This window comes from Sulfurimonas sp. (assembly GCF_019429335.1).
Classification (GTDB): Bacteria; Campylobacterota; Campylobacteria; order Campylobacterales; family Sulfurimonadaceae; genus Sulfurimonas.
Map to the genome: position 1 here is coordinate 48287 of NZ_JAHYJB010000009.1, position 15961 is coordinate 64247.

The following is a 15961-nucleotide window of genomic DNA, read 5'->3' on the forward strand; positions in this document are numbered from 1 at the left end:
TTATAGATTTTAATAAATTTCTTTTTCTTGTCAAGTTTTTTTTATTTTAATAAATTGTAATTTTTTAATAATTTCCTACACTTTGTATAAAGTATCTTCAAGAGAAAACACTATCGTGTTTTCTTTATTTCTTTTAGTTCTTGAAAACACCTCTATCACTTCGTTTCGAGGAGTTTTCAAGACAAGAGGATAAACCTACTAAAAGAAATTTAAATCAAAATTAAAAATTGATAATGGTTATCATAAAATAAAAAAATAGGTAAAAATTTAGGAAATTGTTTTTTCATGAATAGATTTATAAGTTTCATTTGATTTATAACTCAAAATCAACACATAATGTTTTGTACAAGAATAGTTTTTATAATAAAAGTTAATGTTTTTTAAGAATGATGGTTTTTTTTCAATTCGTTTCACGAATTGATTATTTTCTTTATTCTTATCCACTTATGAGAGGTTTTAAGACTTAATGAAGTAAAAAAAAGTATAATTACACTTCTTAAATGATGACAACTTTAAAACAACTTAAATAAGGATTTTTAAAATGACTACTTTAACCGTATTAACGGGGTTTGAGAGTTTTTTAAATAGTTCCTCTGACACCATTTTTTAAGATTCCGGATTAGCTCAGCGGTAGAGTAGGTGACTGTTAATCACTTGGCCACTGGTTCGAATCCAGTATCCGGAGCCACACTTAAACAAACCCCTAATGAACACTATATTTTAGAACTTCAAAAACAGGCAGTAGCTACATTGTAGCCATTTTATGTCCAAAATATCATCCATTCTATTCAACCATTAAATAGTTTTTAATCATTCTAGTTGTACGATTAGCAACTTGTAACTAAAGGTTTTTTATGAAAAAAGATTGGTCTGCCATAAGAATAACACTCCTACTCTACCTCATCGTCTTACTTATTCCCATCAACTACTATTTTGTAAAAGGGTCGTTTAATGGCATTAAAAACGATGCCGCAACTATGCATAGTCTTGTTTTACTTAGTGGAGCTATTCAAGCTCTATCTGTTGAAGATGAGTTACATAAAAAAGAGATTCTTGCAAAGAGCATTGACTCATCACTGGGTGCGATTGAACAAAATTTTATAAACTTTTCTCCAAACAAAGAGTATGTAGAGCTGTTCCGTGCCAAGGAGATGTTTTCTTTACTAAAAAATGCCTATGAAAAGTTAGAAAATTCTACTCAAAACAGCACTAAAATAAGAGATGCTGCAGATAAGGTTTCCATGGAGATTAATGCCTTTTCTAAACTTGTCGAGGAGATGACGTCGTATAAAATCGAAACGGCTCTGAACAAGCTCTATGTTTCTCTTGCTTTTACGACGCTTCTAGTAATTATCCTCATATTTTTTGTGCGCACTTATATAAAATTGCAGTTTTCCAAACATACGTTATACGACCATGTAACAGGCTTGTACAACAAAAAATATTTTGAGAGCGTTTTGCAAAACTCCAAAGAGCTGGCAATACGCCATAACAAACCGCTCTCCCTTCTTCTTCTCTCGATAAACAACTATGATGAACAAAAGAGCTCATTAAATAGAACGGATTTTGAGAAGCACATAAAGGAAGTTGGCACTATTTTTAGTAATTTCTTCAGACGCAGCGACACTATATGCAGGATTGAGAATAATTGTTTTGCCTCAATAGTACCTAATGCGTCACCGTCAAACATAAAAAAGATTTCATTCATTCTGGAAAAAGATTTGGAGTCAAAACTATCGAAAAGTAAAATCAAACTCCAACTCTCAATAGGAATGGCTTCATGTGAAGAGGATAACCAATGTTCTATTTTAGAAGAAGCCATAAAAGATATGGAAAAATTTTCTATTATTAGAGTTGGATCTGCCTTATGAAAAGAGCCGCTTTTAATCTTATTGAGCTAATCTTTGTCATCATAATCTTGGGTATCTTATCTAGCGTAGTAATTGTGAAAATGACTAACATGGCAAAACAAGCAAAAGAGACTCAGCTAAAATCTTTTGTCGGAACGCTTAACAGATCGGTAGGTCCTGCAATCTGGTTCAAATCAATAGATGATAACCGCGGCGGAAGCGTTGCTTTTGCAGATTATAATGCTGTTTTAGACAAATATATAGAAATGATTCCAAATTACACTTTAGCACCCGCCCTTATCAACTGCAACGCTGAGGGTAACGGTATTTTTGTCAGTTATACATTTGGTAAAATTTACGAAGTACACTGCAGGGATGGGAATGCAACAACCAGCCCTGATTTTAGACTATACAATCAGACTGGTGACATCTATATGGAGTAAAATTACGGACTTTTAAATAAGTTTCAAATGCTTTATAAATGCATCTGCCATAATCTCATAACCTTGCTTATTTGGATGGATATAGTCTATTTTGAGCCTATTGTCCGCCTCTACCAAAGATAGAACATCCTCTTCAAAGAAGACTCCTGTCTCATTTGCAACTTCGCTATAAAGCGGATGTGTTTTAACCCCGAGCATGCCAAAATTCGGAACTCCGACAAGCAGAACCTTTGCACCGCTCTCTTTTATAAGATTAATCATCGCTACTAGATTGCTCTTTAACTGCTCTTGTGAACGTTTACGCAAGATGTCATTGCCGCCGTGGCAGAGGATGACTAAATCAGGCTTCCCTTTTAGCAGTTTTGGAAGACGCAACAACCCTTCTGAAGAGAGTTCGCCTGAGATGCCTGCATTAATTACATGTAAACCAGTTTTTTTCTGAAGTTGCGAAGGGTAGCTATCTTTTTGCATTACACCGTAGCCGTAAGTTATGCTATCGCCAAAAGCGAGTATTGTTGCGTCTCTTTTAAGCTCAATAGTGGACAAATTACTTTTACTCTCTCTTGTAGCTACTAAAAATATTAGGGCGATGACCGCCAAAGCGGTTATAAGTTTGATTTTATTCATCTAAGCATTTTAAGAAATTATGCGCTGAACATCATTTTTGCCAGAACCACTATAAAAAAGCCTAAAACCAAAACTACTTTATGAAAATGTTCCTGCATAAAAATGGGCTTAGTGCGACCCGTAAATTTTATAAAAAGATTAAACAGCACGCCGGCAGCGATAATTAGCGCCAGAACTATTTTAATGACTAGAAGTTTTTGCAAATCAGTTTCAAAAAAACCTGCATTTGAGTTGATGTATCTTGACATCATCATGCCACCCGTTAAAACTATAATAAGCAGCGAGATAGGGAAAATCTTGAAGCTTTTTGCCCCCAAAGTTCGGTTAATCTCTTTGTCGGTATCTTTGGCAAACTTCCCTTTAAGTGCCGATATCATAAATACGTCAGTAAAGACATAACCTAAAAATATGATTGCCAAAATCAAGTGGATAATATGCGCGTATGGATATATTGCTTCCATTGTAACTCCTGTTTAAATAAGTGTGATTATATCAAAGATGCCAATTGAAAAACTTGCATATTGAGTTAAAAGTCTCATCTAAAGGTGCTTTAATAATTAACATCTCATTTGTTCGCGGATGTTTAATCTGAAGTTCATAAGCATGTAAAAGCATTCTATTGCAGCCGAATTCTTGGCGGATAAATTTGTTATGCTCGCCTCTTCCATGTTTTGTATCGCCTAAAATATGATGAGAGATGTGCTTCATGTGACGGCGAAGCTGATGTTTACGTCCCGTTAACGGAGTCAGCTTTACTAGCGAATAACGTGTTTTATCGTACTTTCCTACGGCAAATGGAAGCTCAACCGTTGCAAGTCTCTCGTATAGAGTTGCTGCTTCTTGGGCTTCTTTGTCTTTAGCGCTATCTTTATCCGCTATTTTGTCAAGCTTTATACTCAGAGCATGTTCAATCATGCCGCTCTCATCGGTATAGCCTCGGACAACTGCGATGTAGCTCTTTTTTGTATCTCTTGACATAAACTGCTCGCCCATAACTCTGGCACTTTCTTTATCAAGCGCGAAAAGTAAAACTCCCGAAGTAGGCTTGTCAAGGCGATGAGCTGGGTATACAAACTGCCCTATCTGATCGCGAAGAATCTGAAGTGCAAATTCCGTCTCATGCCTGTCAATGGGTGAGCGGTGAACTAAAAGTCCCGATGGCTTGTTTATAGCCACTAAAAATTCATCCCTATATAAAATTTCTAGCAATATCTGCTATCCGCGCTTTGTTGTTTTTCTTTTTTTGGTTGTTACAGGCTTTTTATAAGATGTCTCTTTTTTGTTTTTATCGGGCTTCACATACGCTTTTCTTATGCGTTTTACCTCTGCTTTTTTATGCTCGCTCTTTAGCTTTACCTCATCTTGGTCACGTCTTCGCACATTAGGGTCAGGCTCAAAGCCCTCTATGGTCTCTTGTGGTATTTTCATACCTATTAGTCTCTCAATGTCTCTGATATCATGCTTTTCGTAAACATCTATCAAGCTTATCGCCATGCCTTCTCTGCCCGCACGACCCGTTCGCCCTACTCTATGAACATAATCTTCGGGAACCGAAGGGAGTTCATAGTTGATAACAAACGGCAGCTCCTCTATGTCAAGACCTCTTGAAGCGATATCAGTTGCAACAAGAACTTTGGTTTTGCCCTCTTTAAATTCATTAAGAGTTTTCAGGCGGTTTGCTTGAGTTTTGTCTCCATGAATTATCCCGCATTTTAAGCCATCTTTTTTGAGCTCCAACACCAACTCGTCAGCGCTCGCTTTTGTTCTAGTGAAAACCAAAACCTGTCTGAAGTTTCTTGAACCTATGATGTAAGCTAAAAGCGGCGCTTTCTTCTCAGTATCTACCATATAAGCAACTTGGTTAATTGCATCAACCGTGGAGTTCTTTTTAGATGTCTCTATAAACTCAGGTTTTCTCAATATAAGTTTTGAGAGCTTTCTTACTTTGTCACTGTATGTTGCCGAGAAAAGAAGCGTCTGATGTCTTTTTGGCAAAAGCGGATGAATCTTTCTTATCTCTTTCATAAAGCCCATATCAAGCATTCTGTCTGCTTCATCAAGTACAAAAATTTCTATATTTGAGACGTTTAAACCCTTGTCTATATGCTCCATAATTCTGCCTGGGGTTGCTATGACGATATCAACTCCCTCTTTTAGAATTTTCTGCTGGCTCTCCAAATCTTTTCCGCCGACCAAAACCGCAATATTGAGAGTCATATTTTTTGCATAACCCCGTAAATCTTCGTATATCTGGATTGAAAGCTCGCGTGTAGGAGCGATAATAAGCCCTCTTAGGACTCTTGCTTGTGGTGTTACATTTCTAAGTCTCTGAAGCATCGGAAGTCCAAATGCGGCAGTTTTTCCGGTTCCAGTCTGAGCTGTTGCAAAAACATCGCTTTTTGCCAAAACTAGGGGAATTGCTCTTGATTGCACGGTTGTAGGTTTTTCATAGCCTAAATCTTTTATAGCGCTAAGAAGTTGTTTAATAACTCCTAATTTTTCAAATGACATTGTCTACCTACTTTCAATTAATATCGCAATTTTAACATATTATTAAAAAAATAAGTTTTTTGTGGATATAATCACAAACATTTCAAAATGGCATAACTTCATGATAAGAAAAACTTTTAAAAATTTAAATGCAAGCGAGAAGTTAAAAGCTCTTACACAAAAATACAACATCCCTTTTGAATATCTCTCAGCCAACAGAAAAATGATCTCTAAAGGTGTATTTATAGGTCTCTTTATTGCATTTATTCCTATGCCTATGCAGATGCTGGCAGTTGTTGCTGTAATACCATTTACAAGATTTAATGTCCCTATTGCACTTGCTATGTGCTGGGTAAGCAACCCGCTGACAATGCCTGCAATGTACTACATAGAGTACTTAACGGGCAGTTTTATTTTAGGAATCCAGACAACACCGGTTGAGATGACTCTGGAGTGGTTTGGCGAAAATATAGGAAATATTTTTATCCCGCTCTATGTAGGAGCAGCTTTTTACTCGGTTATTGTCTCATCGACAGCATACTACCTTATAAATCACCTATGGAGAAACTCGGTTAAAAAAGATAATAATTTACGAAAAAACGACAGAAACAAAGTAAAAGATAAAAAAGAGGGCGACGCTTAAACTTTTACGCCTCTATTTTTAAAATAGAACCACGCAACAACTCCGGCTAAACTCATAGCTAAACTCATAACTTGGCCTTGTGTTATCGCATCGCAGCAGACATAGCCTATCTGAACATCCGGTGCACGCCAAATCTCGGCAATTGCGCGAAAGAGTCCATAGCTTATGCCATATACCAAAATAAGCTCTCCGCTGAATTTTTGAAAATTTCTGTATATATAAACGACTATAAAAACACCAAAACCTTCTAAAATAGCCTCATAAAGCTGTGACGGGTGTCTGAGGATTCCATCTACCAAAATTCCCCAGCTTACATCAGTTTCACGCCCTATAAGCTCTTTATTTAAAAAATTTCCTATGCGTCCAAAAACAAAAGCAAGAGGCACGCTTATTGCGACCAAATCCATAATCCTGCCGAAATCTATCTTGTGTTTTTTAGAGTACATGTAGGTTGCTATCAAAAAGCCCAAAACTGCGCCATGATAACTCATGCCTCTTATTCCGACAAACTCTCCGTTAACAAAGGGATTGAATATCTGCCAAGGATGTGAGAGATAATAGAGTGTCTGCGTATCATAAAATAGGATATATCCGAGCCTTGCACCTAAAATCACGCCTATCTCTACATAGATAAAGTAGATGTCAATCTCCTTGCCCTTAAAGTCGAGATTGTCTTTTTTAATAAAATATTTCCCTATGTAAAGAGCGCTTAAAAGTGCCAAAACGTACATGATGCCATACCAGTGGACAGGTATTGAAAATAAGCTAAAAGCTATCGGGTCGAATCTTTCGTATATGTTATTCCATTGGCTGTACATCTAACGCTTAATCTCTCAGAGCTTGGGCAATAAGCTCAATAGGGTTTTTAAATATAACATTGCTCTGCGTGTAGCCGAGTGATGAGTTTATCTGCATCCTGCAAGCACTGCACTCAGCGCTGACTACGTCTGCTTTTGTCTTGTTTATCATGTCAGCCTTTGGAATGCCTGCCGCCTTTGCAAAGTGATACTTCTCGCTTTGCATAGTAACACCACCAAAACCGCAACATGTATTTGAATCGCTCATCTCAACGATTTTGTAATTTTTGCTTATAAGATTTCTAGGCTCCATATGTATTCCCTGCATCTTTTTTGCATGACATGGGTCATGGTAAGTTACTATTTTTGGGTCTTTTTTCTTGGATGCGAGTATCTTACTAAGCTCGGTATGTTTTTCAAGCCATTCGGTCGCCATAAAGATTTTATCTCTAAGTGCCACTGCTCTTGCCTTCCACTCCGGCTGGTCATGGAAATAGTGCTCATAATCAATTTTTAGCATAGCCGAACATGTCGCTTCGGGAATTATAATAGCCTCGACATCTTTGCTAAAACTCTCAAAATACTCTATATTGAATTTCGCATTATAATCAACCGTGTAAAAATCACCGGTAAAATAGGCAGGTGCTCCGCAGCACTTTTGCTCTTTTGCTAAAAATGCGTCAATTTCTAAATGCTCCAAAATTTCTAAAAGCGAATTACCGACATTTACATAGTTGTAGTTGCCAAGACACCCTATAAACACCGCTACTTTTCTTTTGCCGCCGTTGTCTATGTTCTCTTTATGGGAGTTCAGAAACGACACTTTTTTAAGACTAGGAAGCACTCTGTCGGCTTTTAGCATAGGCAGATTAAAGCGCGAGGTCATAGAGTCCTTGTTTGCCTGAATCTTAAACGAACATGTCTGAAATACCCAACCCAGCTTAAATGCCAAGTCATTGAGCCAGCGGTGACGAAGAAGCAGAAAAAATGCTCTTTTATACCAAGCGATGCCAAATTTTTTTCCTATGTCAGAGCGAACCTGCTCTATGACCATATCCGTAGGAAGCGATTTTGGACACACCTCAACGCATGCGGTACATAAAAAACAGCTCTCAAAGATGGCTTTTGCATTTTCATCTAACTCTAGATTGCCTCTCTGGTACGCTCCCAAAAGGTCTAAAAATCCCCTTGGAGAGGTAACCTCATCTGCATTTACGTTGTGAATCGTGCAGACGGGGATACACTTTGCGCACTTAATGCACTCATCCGTAGTTGCACCAAAATTAAAAATTTCTTGCGTGCTTTTGCTCATTATTAAACCGTTTTAGAGAATGTTTTAGAGCTTGCTGCGTGTTTTTTCATATAAGCATCAAAAGGCATCGCTATATTTCTAATAAGCAGAGTTCCAGTCTGAGAGCACTCTATAAAATCATTGCTTATAGTCAAAAGCTCATCCTCTACAAAAGGCTTGAGCGCAATGAGAGCGTCTGCAAAATATGTTTTAAACTCAATGTTAAACAACTTTTCAAATCTTTTTATATCAAGCTTGAAATTACTCATAAGCTCCATGATTACATATTGACGGATAATATCATCTTCATTGAGAGATATGCCACGCTCAAACGGGAGTTTTCCAGCGTCAATAGCATCTTCATAATCCCTCATCTCTTTAAAGTTTTGAGCATAGTGGGCAACTCCCTCGCCGATGGAAGTAAGACCAACGCCTATCAAATCAGCCCCGCCCTTTGTTGTATAGCCTTGGAAGTTTCTGTGAAGCTCGCCTTTTTCTATCGCCTTAAATAGCTCATCTTCAGGCTTTGCAAAGTGGTCCATTCCAATCATCTTATAACCGTGAGAGGTCAGAAAATTTATTGTATATTGCATAATTTGGAGCTTTTCATCAGGCAGCGGAAGAGTTGTCTCATCAATCTTACGCATTGTCTTTTTCATCCAAGGAACATGCGCATAGTTAAATACTGCAAATCTATCCGGATTTAATGTAAGCGACAAATCAAGAGTTTCCTTAAACGTCTCAAGTGTCTGGTAAGGCAGCCCGTAAATTAGGTCAACATTCACGGAGTGCATGTTGTATTTTCTAGCCAAATCCATAGCATATTTCGTGATATCATACGGCTGAACACGGTGCACGGCAATCTGAACTTTTTCATTAAAATCTTGAATACCAAAGCTTACACGGTTAAAACCGTTATCGCTCAAAACCTTCATCTGGTCTTCATCAATGTGGCGAGGGTCTATCTCACAGCTAACTTCTGCATCTTTAACGAAATTTGGAAAAAAAGACCTTATCTCTTTGATAACCTCTTCAAGCTGAGGCGCACTAAAAAATGTCGGAGTACCTCCGCCAAAGTGCATCTGAATTACAGAGCGGTTGCAGTCTACATGTGAAGATAGTATCTTTAGCTCTCTTTTTAGATAATCCAAATAACGCAGCATCTTATCCTCTTTGGAGGTGAAAACTACGTTACAGCCGCAAAAATAGCACGCATTTTTACAAAAAGGGAGGTGAAAATAGAGACTTATAGGACGAGAAGAATCTTGAGATTTTAACTTTTCTATATACTCATCGTAACCAAAAGAGTCGCTAAACTCCAACGCTGTAGGATAACTGGTGTAACGAGGCCCAGGTTTTGAGTACTTTGTAAATTTTGCAAAATCTAGCATATTTGTCCTTATGTAGCTTGTTTATGTTTTTATAGTTTTTAGTGATTATCTCTAAAAAGTGTTGAAATAACGATAAATTTATATTATTAAAGTTCTAAATCTTCCATTTCCAATAACCGAGCTCTTTTCTTAGCCTAAAGTTTCTAAGCAGATTGAGCGGCTTTTTTTTCTTAGGAATGTTTTCGCCATCTAACATCTTCTCTACGGCTCTAAGCACTCTGTCACTTGATTTGCCGTCTATATATGGGTGAAACTGCATTACGCTTTTTTCTATATTTTCCTTGTTTATATCCAAATTATTCAAAACTGACAAAATTGTCTCTTCAAGCTTCTCAATATCTTCTACGTTTATCAATTCCGGAGCATCTTTTTCTGTTTGAAAGGTTATAACAGGTTTTAGCTGGGTTAAATATTCATATATAATTGAAGATGTGTCACACAGCATCAAGTCAGATTTCTTAAAACTTTCAATCAATTCAGTTGAGTCAACAAATTTCACATTTGTCAAATCTATCGATTTGTAGAGTTCTACTATACTTAACTCCATTTTTGGATGCAAAGTAATATACCAATTAAAATCATATTTTTTCATCATATCAAGAATAAGAGGATATAAAATTTTTGCTTTTGAAAATCTAGGACTAAATGTTGAAGCAAAAAAGATTGACTTTTGTTTTGAGTTCTCGTCTCTTTTTTCTAACGGAAACAGTGGGTCAAGCTTACACCAGCCAGTTTCCTCTACATTAAAAAACCCATGCTGTTTTGCAAGCTCTTGAAATTTCTGCGTCGAACTTGGACCTTGTGTGCAGTATAGGTCAAACATTCCCCTGATAATATAGTGATACAACTGCCCGTTCTTTTTTACTTTTGCACTCGGCAAACCGTGAAAAACCTCAACTTTAAGCCCAGGAATAAATGATGGAACTACATTTCCGGGAACAAAAACTACATCTGGCTGATAGTCAATAACCTCTTCAACACTAAGCAACCTGACTTCATCTGTATGTAAATAATCTGTATTTATCTCATCCCCGTACATAAACCATTTTGCCTCATCACCTTGCATAAATATCTTCTGCTGAAGAGGTCTTAATACAGCAAAGCTGTAGTCTTGAGATACAAAAAACAGGTATCTTTTTTTCTGTGTTTTATTCATTATAATTACATACCCAAATCTTGAAGAGTTAAAATTTTATCACTACCAAAAACTTCATAATATTTCCTTAAATTTCTATCAAAGGCGGCTTTACTTTTGCTATTTTCAGGCACTTTAATATAGTTAATAATGCAATCGTCATATATCATATCTAGAGTAGTCAATGCTGTTGAGTAGTAGGACATAACATGCGTTGGATATATATTATTATTTAAAAAGAATAGCTCAGCAGGCATGCCAATATCTTTAACAGAAAAATATGGATTATCAAGCTTAGATAAATAATCAATTTTCTCTTTTGTTTCTCCACGGTGCGGAATATAAATCAGCTTTTTGTTATATTGTTTTGTTATATTTTCCAAACTATTACGATAAGTTGCGTCATCAATGATATTTGTTAGTGGCTGACCTAAAAAAAATATAGTATCGTCATCTTTTTTTCCATTTTTAACATCATCTTTCAAATATGATAAATTATTTTTTACAACTTCTATCCCATTAACAGAAGGCAAATCAAAATATGTAAATAAATTAATCTTATCTCTTATCTTTATTTTTAAACCAAAAAATAAAAATCTAATTTCTTTAAAATTATATTCATTTAACTTATTGGTTTTAATATTGTTTTCATAAATCATAATAGTCATTGTTCCATCGTCCAACAAAAAAACTTTTTCTTTTTTAACATTCGCTATAACTATTTTTGGTATAACTTCTAACTTGGGAAAAAAAATATATTTATATGCATACATCTTTAAGTGTTTAACTAAATCAATATATTTCAACAAGCTTGAATGCTTACTATACTCTATATCAATTATCTCTTCCCACTCATACAAATTTCTAATCTTGTCCAACTGGGTTCTATTCGCCTCTAATGATCTATGAACTATAACTAATATATTATTTTTTAATTTAAAATTATTTATTGCTTCAATGGCATTTATTAATTGAAGTGGCGTCCCAATAATAAATAAGTTTTTCATATCTTTTTGCCTTCTGCTTTAAAATCATTATTTATTTTTACATAATCTTCTTTTTTACCCATATCTATCCAGTAATCCGTAATTTCAAAACCTTTTGTAGTTTTATTTTTATCTTTTAAAATATCAAACAAACTAGGCAGATCAAAAAATTCATCTTTTGGAACAAAGTTTAGCACTTCTGGATTCAACACATATATCCCCGTATTGATAAAAAACCCTTTTATAGGTTTTTCTTTCATGGTTATTATGTTGTTTTCAATATCTGTTTCTATCACGCCATATGGTATTTGGTAACTATCTTTTCTTATACACATAGTAGCTGTTGCTTGTTGCTCTTTGTGATACTCCAAAAGTTTTTCATAGTCTAGCGAAGAAAGCACATCGCCATTTGTTACAAAAAACGGCGCATCAAGTTCTACGTCTATCAAACTCAAAGCCCCCCCCGTGCCCAATCTTTTTTTCTCTTCAAGATATTTTATCTCTATTCCAAACTTACTGCCATCTTCAAAATACTCTTTTACCACTTCTGCTTTATAGTTTACGCTAAGCATAAACTTTGTAAATCCATGAGAGACAAACATGTCTATAATATGCTCTACCATTGGTTTAACCCCTACTTTCAGCATAGGCTTTGGGGTATCTTTAGTGAGTTCTCCGAGTCTTGTGCCTAAACCCCCTGCCATTATCACTACCCAATTTGGCTTGAGATTAAAATCTATCTCATCGAGTGTAAATATTTTTATAAACTTATTTTCATTATCTACGAGCGGAACATGTCTTCTGTGAATTTTTTTTAAATAAGTAATTATTTGACTTTTTGATGTATCTATGCTCAGTTTGTATGGATTTTTATTAACAATATGCTCTAAATCTAGATTATTATTTAAGATTGCTTTTCTAATATCCCCATCGGTAATAAGACCAAGTAGTTTTTCATCTTCATCTACCACTGGCAATACCCCGTTACCATTCAAATCTAGTAAACGAATAGCGTCATTAAACTTGGTTTGGTTGTTGAGTACTAATCTATTTTTCATTATTTCCTCTCATCAAAAACTCTATATATTTGAAGTCTTCTATTGTATCCACATCCACAGAACGAAATCTTGGCATGATATAAGCGTAAGACTCATCACTGTAATACTTTTTTTGCTTTATCAACTCATACTGAAAAACAAACACCGCTCCATTTGGATAATAACTTTTTTTTATCTCTTGACGATTTAAAAGTTTTTCTTCAAATATTTTTTCAAACTTCCCATCTTCTGTAATATATTTATGCCATTCTATAGGATGGTGTTCTTCCGTATAGCCAATAACGCTTTGTGCATCTTTTTGTCTAAAAAGCTCTATGGCCCCATCTATATCTTCTATGGTTCTAAGAGGCGAAGTGGGCTGTAAAACTACAAAATCCTCTATATCATAATTGAACTCGCTATTTAGTCTATCAATTGTATAGATGTAATTATCAATTGCTTTTGCGTTATCGCTAGCTAAATACTCAGGTCGCAAAAATGGGCTTTTAGCTCCATAGCTTATAGCCACTTCTTCAATCTCTTTACAATCAGTCGAGATAATGACTTCCGTAATGTATTTAGACTTCAATGCTTCTTCTATGGTATATACTATCATTGGTTTACCAAGTAAATTTTTAATATTTTTACCTGGCAAACCTTTAGAACCGCCTCTTGCTGGAACTATTGCTATCATAATTAAACAATATCCTCTTTTGTCAAAATATGGTCAAATTTCAAATCTTTATTAACAGTTCTTCCCACTACAAACTCTGTCATATCAGGGTCAAATGCTCCGCCGGGTCTTTTATAATCTATGTCTTCATAGCTTATAACTTCACCTTTTTTCATCTCTCTCGTAAGCACTATACTTCTTCTAAATTCTCTTTTCTTTTCATCACTCTCTGTTGCTGCTATTCTAAATGAGCCTAGAGCTTCTGATATTCTTTTCGCATTTTCAACAATCTCTTGCATCTCATCTTTTGTCGCAGATACTTTATGATCCCATCCCTCCATGTTTTTATCAAATGTGAAATGCTTTTCTATCAAACAAGCACCTAGCGCCACAGAAGCCAATGGTATAGCTGTACCTAAAGTATGGTCAGAAAACCCTATAGGATACTCTGGGTAAGTTGTCATAAGTGTTTTGATATTGTTTAAATGCACATCGCTATCTACAGGCGGATAAGTAGATACACAGTGCAAAATCACTATTTGACCGTTCCCTGCGTTTTCTATTGTCTTGACAGCTTTGTCTATCTCGTACAGTTCACTAAGTCCCGTCGAAATAACAATAGGCTTGCTTTTTTTTGCAAGATATTCCAGAAATGGGTAGTTATTCAAATCCATTGAAGCCACTTTGATAAAAGGGCTTTCAAGCTTGTCTACCAAAAAATCAGCTTCTTCTTTACTGAAAGGTGTCGAAGTACAATCTATTTCTAATTCATCTGCAAATTTCTTCATCTCAAGCAGTTCATCTTCTGAAATAGAATAATCATCAACTATCTCTTCTAAAGTATAATCCGTTCTATCTCTATAGTCATCGGCTATAAAGTAATTATCTTCGTACTTTTTTCTTGCAAATATCGTGTTTTTACTCCAGCTTTGAAATTTTACACAGTCCGCACCGGCTTCTTTAGCTTGCACTATAAGTTTTTTGGCTAGTTCCATGTCACCATTATGATTTGCGCCTAACTCAGCTATCACATACGGTTTACAGTAGTTAAAAACCTCTTTTTTACTTGTTAATTGTATTTTCATATTTTCCATCCTTATATTAACTCCCACCAAAGAGGATTGTTTATACTTTTCATATCATCAAATTTAATGTTAGATAATCTTTTTAGCTCTAGCGAAAATTGATTACTTTTATCATTCAAATCTTTATAGTGTTTTTGTTTGACTTCTACACCTTTTTCAAAAGATGCTTTATCAAGCTTTTTAAGTCCAACAGTATTTTGTTGATGTTGTCTATAATAACTTATCGTCTCATTTGTAAAAACTGCTTTTTTGCCTTCGATTAAGAGCATTGAAAAAAGATACCAATCAACCGCTATCAAATCATCTGGGATTGCTATTTTTCGCATACCTTTAAGCTTTATAGCTGTATTTGAAAGACCAAAAATATTTTTATCTTTTATAAATTCAAAATCAACCACTTCTATATTCTCAAGCCTATGTGATAGATATTTCTCTTCATAAACACCTTTTTCATCAAAAAGACTTAAATCATTAACCACAATATCACACTCTTTCAAAAACTCAAGTGATTTTTCGACGCGATTTTTTTCAAAATAATCATCACTATCACCAAAAAACAAAATATCATACCCATTATCTATGCAGTAGTTTATTCCATACTCTCTATTTTTAGCAGGAGTATTAGAATAGTGGAGTTCGATTATATTCAATGTTTGATTATAAGCTGTTTTGATTTTCTCAAAATCTTTATATCCATCGTTGACAACAATTACATCAAAGTATTTATATGTTTGATTCTCTAAAGAATTAAAAAAATTATATAAATACTGCTCATTCATTGGGAATATTGTTGTTAAAAAGGCTGTGTTCATTTTGCCACACTCCCGGCTTTTATAAATCCGCTTACTTCAACATACTCTTTTGAAGTTGCGTTGCTTCCGTAGAAGGTATCTTTTTTGACAACAACACCGCCGTTTACAACAGCACCGGTTGAGATATGACAGTTATCCTCTACAACGGCGTCATGTTCAATTAGGGCTTTTGTATTGATGATGCAGTTTTTGCCCACTTTTGCGGTAGCATTTACAAAAGCATGATGCATGATGACACTTCCCTCATCAACAAAAGCGTGTTTTGAGACATACGCAAGAGGAGAAACTATACTTGGCATGTGGAAGTCTAGTTCTTTTAAAAGATGAAATAGCTTTACTCTTAAAGCGTTTGATTTAATATGCCCAATAGTCACTATGGCATGTGGAAACTCTACTCCTAAGTTTGCCAAATCATCATCGCAACCGATGATTTTATATCCTAAAACATCTTGCCCAATTAACTCTTTTTTGTCCACTATTCCGACTATCTCGTATCTGTTTTGTATCTCAATCACATCAATGACAGCTTTGCAATGCCCGCCACCACCTATTAGGATAATTTTTGGTTTTGTGCTTTGTAGAGTAGACATTTCTACCCCTCCTTTTTATTTAAATTTATTTATAATTTGGAGTGGCACAATGCCCCTCACAGAACCGTACTTGAAGATTTCCCTCATACGGCTCTTCAATATACCTCACAA

General features: G+C 35.4%; 17 protein-coding genes and 1 tRNA gene. 4 read left to right on the forward strand and 14 right to left on the reverse strand.

Annotation, left to right across the window (positions count from 1 at the left end):
- Positions 1-613: 613 nt before the first annotated feature.
- From K0A91_RS05255 to K0A91_RS05265, 3 genes are all read left to right on the forward strand, one after another.
- Positions 614-688 (forward strand) — tRNA-Asn (locus K0A91_RS05255).
- A 166-nt stretch (positions 689-854) separates the two neighbouring features.
- Positions 855-1871: a diguanylate cyclase gene (locus K0A91_RS05260; protein ID WP_295008723.1), complete on the forward strand. Its 1017-nt coding sequence runs from the start codon at positions 855-857 to the stop codon at positions 1869-1871.
- The gene (locus K0A91_RS05265; protein WP_295008724.1) at positions 1868-2293 is read left to right on the forward strand and encodes a type II secretion system protein; all 426 of its coding nucleotides are present in this window, start codon (positions 1868-1870) and stop codon (positions 2291-2293) included. Before K0A91_RS05260 ends, K0A91_RS05265 begins: the two co-directional genes overlap by 4 nt.
- 12 nt (positions 2294-2305) lie before the next feature.
- Here the strand turns inward: K0A91_RS05265 and K0A91_RS05270 are convergent, their stop codons facing one another.
- The 4 genes from K0A91_RS05270 to K0A91_RS05285 are packed head-to-tail and all read right to left on the reverse strand — an operon-like array spanning position 2306 to position 5431.
- The gene (locus K0A91_RS05270) at positions 2306-2920 is read right to left on the reverse strand and encodes an arylesterase (protein ID WP_295008725.1); all 615 of its coding nucleotides are present in this window, start codon (positions 2918-2920) and stop codon (positions 2306-2308) included.
- 17 nt (positions 2921-2937) lie between these two features.
- Positions 2938-3381, reverse strand: a complete 444-nt coding sequence (locus K0A91_RS05275) for a hypothetical protein (protein ID WP_295008726.1) — start codon at positions 3379-3381, stop codon at positions 2938-2940.
- 31 nt (positions 3382-3412) lie between these two features.
- Positions 3413-4129 carry a tRNA pseudouridine(65) synthase TruC gene (gene truC, locus K0A91_RS05280; RefSeq protein ID WP_295008727.1) on the reverse strand — a complete coding sequence of 239 codons (717 nt, stop codon included), beginning with the start codon at positions 4127-4129 and terminating at the stop codon, positions 3413-3415.
- 6 nt (positions 4130-4135) lie between these two features.
- Positions 4136-5431 carry a DEAD/DEAH box helicase gene (locus K0A91_RS05285; protein WP_295008728.1) on the reverse strand — a complete coding sequence of 432 codons (1296 nt, stop codon included), beginning with the start codon at positions 5429-5431 and terminating at the stop codon, positions 4136-4138.
- A gap of 100 nt (positions 5432-5531) precedes the next feature.
- Between K0A91_RS05285 and K0A91_RS05290 the strand changes: the two genes are divergently transcribed.
- Entirely contained in the window at positions 5532-6053 is a 522-nt protein-coding gene (locus K0A91_RS05290; RefSeq protein ID WP_295008729.1) for a DUF2062 domain-containing protein, read from the forward strand.
- On the opposite strand, the gene lgt is transcribed toward K0A91_RS05290, so the two are convergent.
- The 10 genes from lgt to K0A91_RS05340 form a co-directional block, all read right to left on the reverse strand.
- Positions 6050-6871, reverse strand: a complete 822-nt coding sequence (gene lgt / locus K0A91_RS05295) for a prolipoprotein diacylglyceryl transferase (protein ID WP_295008730.1) — start codon at positions 6869-6871, stop codon at positions 6050-6052. The two genes, K0A91_RS05290 and lgt, sit on opposite strands and share 4 nt — an antisense overlap.
- A 7-nt stretch (positions 6872-6878) precedes the next feature.
- Entirely contained in the window at positions 6879-8162 is a 1284-nt protein-coding gene (locus K0A91_RS05300; protein ID WP_295008731.1) for a (Fe-S)-binding protein, read from the reverse strand.
- Positions 8163-8164: 2 nt separating this feature from the next.
- Positions 8165-9532 (reverse strand): oxygen-independent coproporphyrinogen III oxidase, encoded by a 1368-nt coding sequence (gene hemN / locus K0A91_RS05305; protein ID WP_295008732.1) that lies wholly within the window; start codon positions 9530-9532, stop codon positions 8165-8167.
- 94 nt (positions 9533-9626) lie between these two features.
- The gene (locus tag K0A91_RS05310; RefSeq protein ID WP_295008733.1) at positions 9627-10688 is read right to left on the reverse strand and encodes a UDP-N-acetylglucosamine 2-epimerase; all 1062 of its coding nucleotides are present in this window, start codon (positions 10686-10688) and stop codon (positions 9627-9629) included.
- A gap of 5 nt (positions 10689-10693) precedes the next feature.
- A complete protein-coding gene (locus tag K0A91_RS05315; RefSeq protein WP_295008734.1) occupies positions 10694-11674 on the reverse strand; it encodes a polysialyltransferase family glycosyltransferase in 981 nt (326 codons plus the stop codon).
- Complete coding sequence (locus K0A91_RS05320; RefSeq protein ID WP_295008735.1) at positions 11671-12711, reverse strand: nucleotidyltransferase family protein; 1041 nt, start codon at positions 12709-12711, stop codon at positions 11671-11673. Before K0A91_RS05320 ends, K0A91_RS05315 begins: the two co-directional genes overlap by 4 nt.
- On the reverse strand, positions 12701-13384 hold the full coding sequence (locus K0A91_RS05325; RefSeq protein WP_295008736.1) for an acylneuraminate cytidylyltransferase family protein: 684 nt from the start codon (positions 13382-13384) through the stop codon (positions 12701-12703). Before K0A91_RS05325 ends, K0A91_RS05320 begins: the two co-directional genes overlap by 11 nt.
- 2 nt (positions 13385-13386) lie before the next feature.
- Positions 13387-14448: an N-acetylneuraminate synthase family protein gene (locus K0A91_RS05330; protein WP_295008737.1), complete on the reverse strand. Its 1062-nt coding sequence runs from the start codon at positions 14446-14448 to the stop codon at positions 13387-13389.
- Between the two features lie 11 nt (positions 14449-14459).
- On the reverse strand, positions 14460-15260 hold the full coding sequence (locus K0A91_RS05335; RefSeq protein WP_295008738.1) for a glycosyltransferase: 801 nt from the start codon (positions 15258-15260) through the stop codon (positions 14460-14462).
- Positions 15257-15850 (reverse strand): acetyltransferase, encoded by a 594-nt coding sequence (locus K0A91_RS05340; RefSeq protein ID WP_295008739.1) that lies wholly within the window; start codon positions 15848-15850, stop codon positions 15257-15259. The genes K0A91_RS05335 and K0A91_RS05340 overlap by 4 nt, the downstream gene beginning before the upstream one ends.
- Between the last annotated feature and the right edge of the window lie 111 nt (positions 15851-15961).

Excerpts from the sequence above, each read along its gene's own strand:
- K0A91_RS05320 (WP_295008735.1), bottom strand. The coding sequence starts at position 12,711 with ATGAAAAATAGATTAGTACTCAACAACCAAACCAAGTTTAATGACGCT.
- K0A91_RS05285 (WP_295008728.1), bottom strand. The coding sequence starts at position 5,431 with ATGTCATTTGAAAAATTAGGAGTTATTAAACAACTTCTTAGCGCTATA.
- K0A91_RS05340 (WP_295008739.1), bottom strand. The coding sequence starts at position 15,850 with ATGTCTACTCTACAAAGCACAAAACCAAAAATTATCCTAATAGGTGGT.
- K0A91_RS05330 (WP_295008737.1), bottom strand. The coding sequence starts at position 14,448 with ATGAAAATACAATTAACAAGTAAAAAAGAGGTTTTTAACTACTGTAAA.
- K0A91_RS05270 (WP_295008725.1), bottom strand. The coding sequence starts at position 2,920 with ATGAATAAAATCAAACTTATAACCGCTTTGGCGGTCATCGCCCTAATA.
- K0A91_RS05315 (WP_295008734.1), bottom strand. The coding sequence starts at position 11,674 with ATGAAAAACTTATTTATTATTGGGACGCCACTTCAATTAATAAATGCC.
- K0A91_RS05335 (WP_295008738.1), bottom strand. The coding sequence starts at position 15,260 with ATGAACACAGCCTTTTTAACAACAATATTCCCAATGAATGAGCAGTAT.
- lgt (WP_295008730.1), bottom strand. The coding sequence starts at position 6,871 with ATGTACAGCCAATGGAATAACATATACGAAAGATTCGACCCGATAGCT.
- K0A91_RS05290 (WP_295008729.1), top strand. The coding sequence starts at position 5,532 with ATGATAAGAAAAACTTTTAAAAATTTAAATGCAAGCGAGAAGTTAAAA.
- K0A91_RS05275 (WP_295008726.1), bottom strand. The coding sequence starts at position 3,381 with ATGGAAGCAATATATCCATACGCGCATATTATCCACTTGATTTTGGCA.
- K0A91_RS05265 (WP_295008724.1), top strand. The coding sequence starts at position 1,868 with ATGAAAAGAGCCGCTTTTAATCTTATTGAGCTAATCTTTGTCATCATA.
- K0A91_RS05300 (WP_295008731.1), bottom strand. The coding sequence starts at position 8,162 with ATGAGCAAAAGCACGCAAGAAATTTTTAATTTTGGTGCAACTACGGAT.
- K0A91_RS05310 (WP_295008733.1), bottom strand. The coding sequence starts at position 10,688 with ATGAATAAAACACAGAAAAAAAGATACCTGTTTTTTGTATCTCAAGAC.
- K0A91_RS05325 (WP_295008736.1), bottom strand. The coding sequence starts at position 13,384 with ATGATAGCAATAGTTCCAGCAAGAGGCGGTTCTAAAGGTTTGCCAGGT.
- hemN (WP_295008732.1), bottom strand. The coding sequence starts at position 9,532 with ATGCTAGATTTTGCAAAATTTACAAAGTACTCAAAACCTGGGCCTCGT.
- K0A91_RS05260 (WP_295008723.1), top strand. The coding sequence starts at position 855 with ATGAAAAAAGATTGGTCTGCCATAAGAATAACACTCCTACTCTACCTC.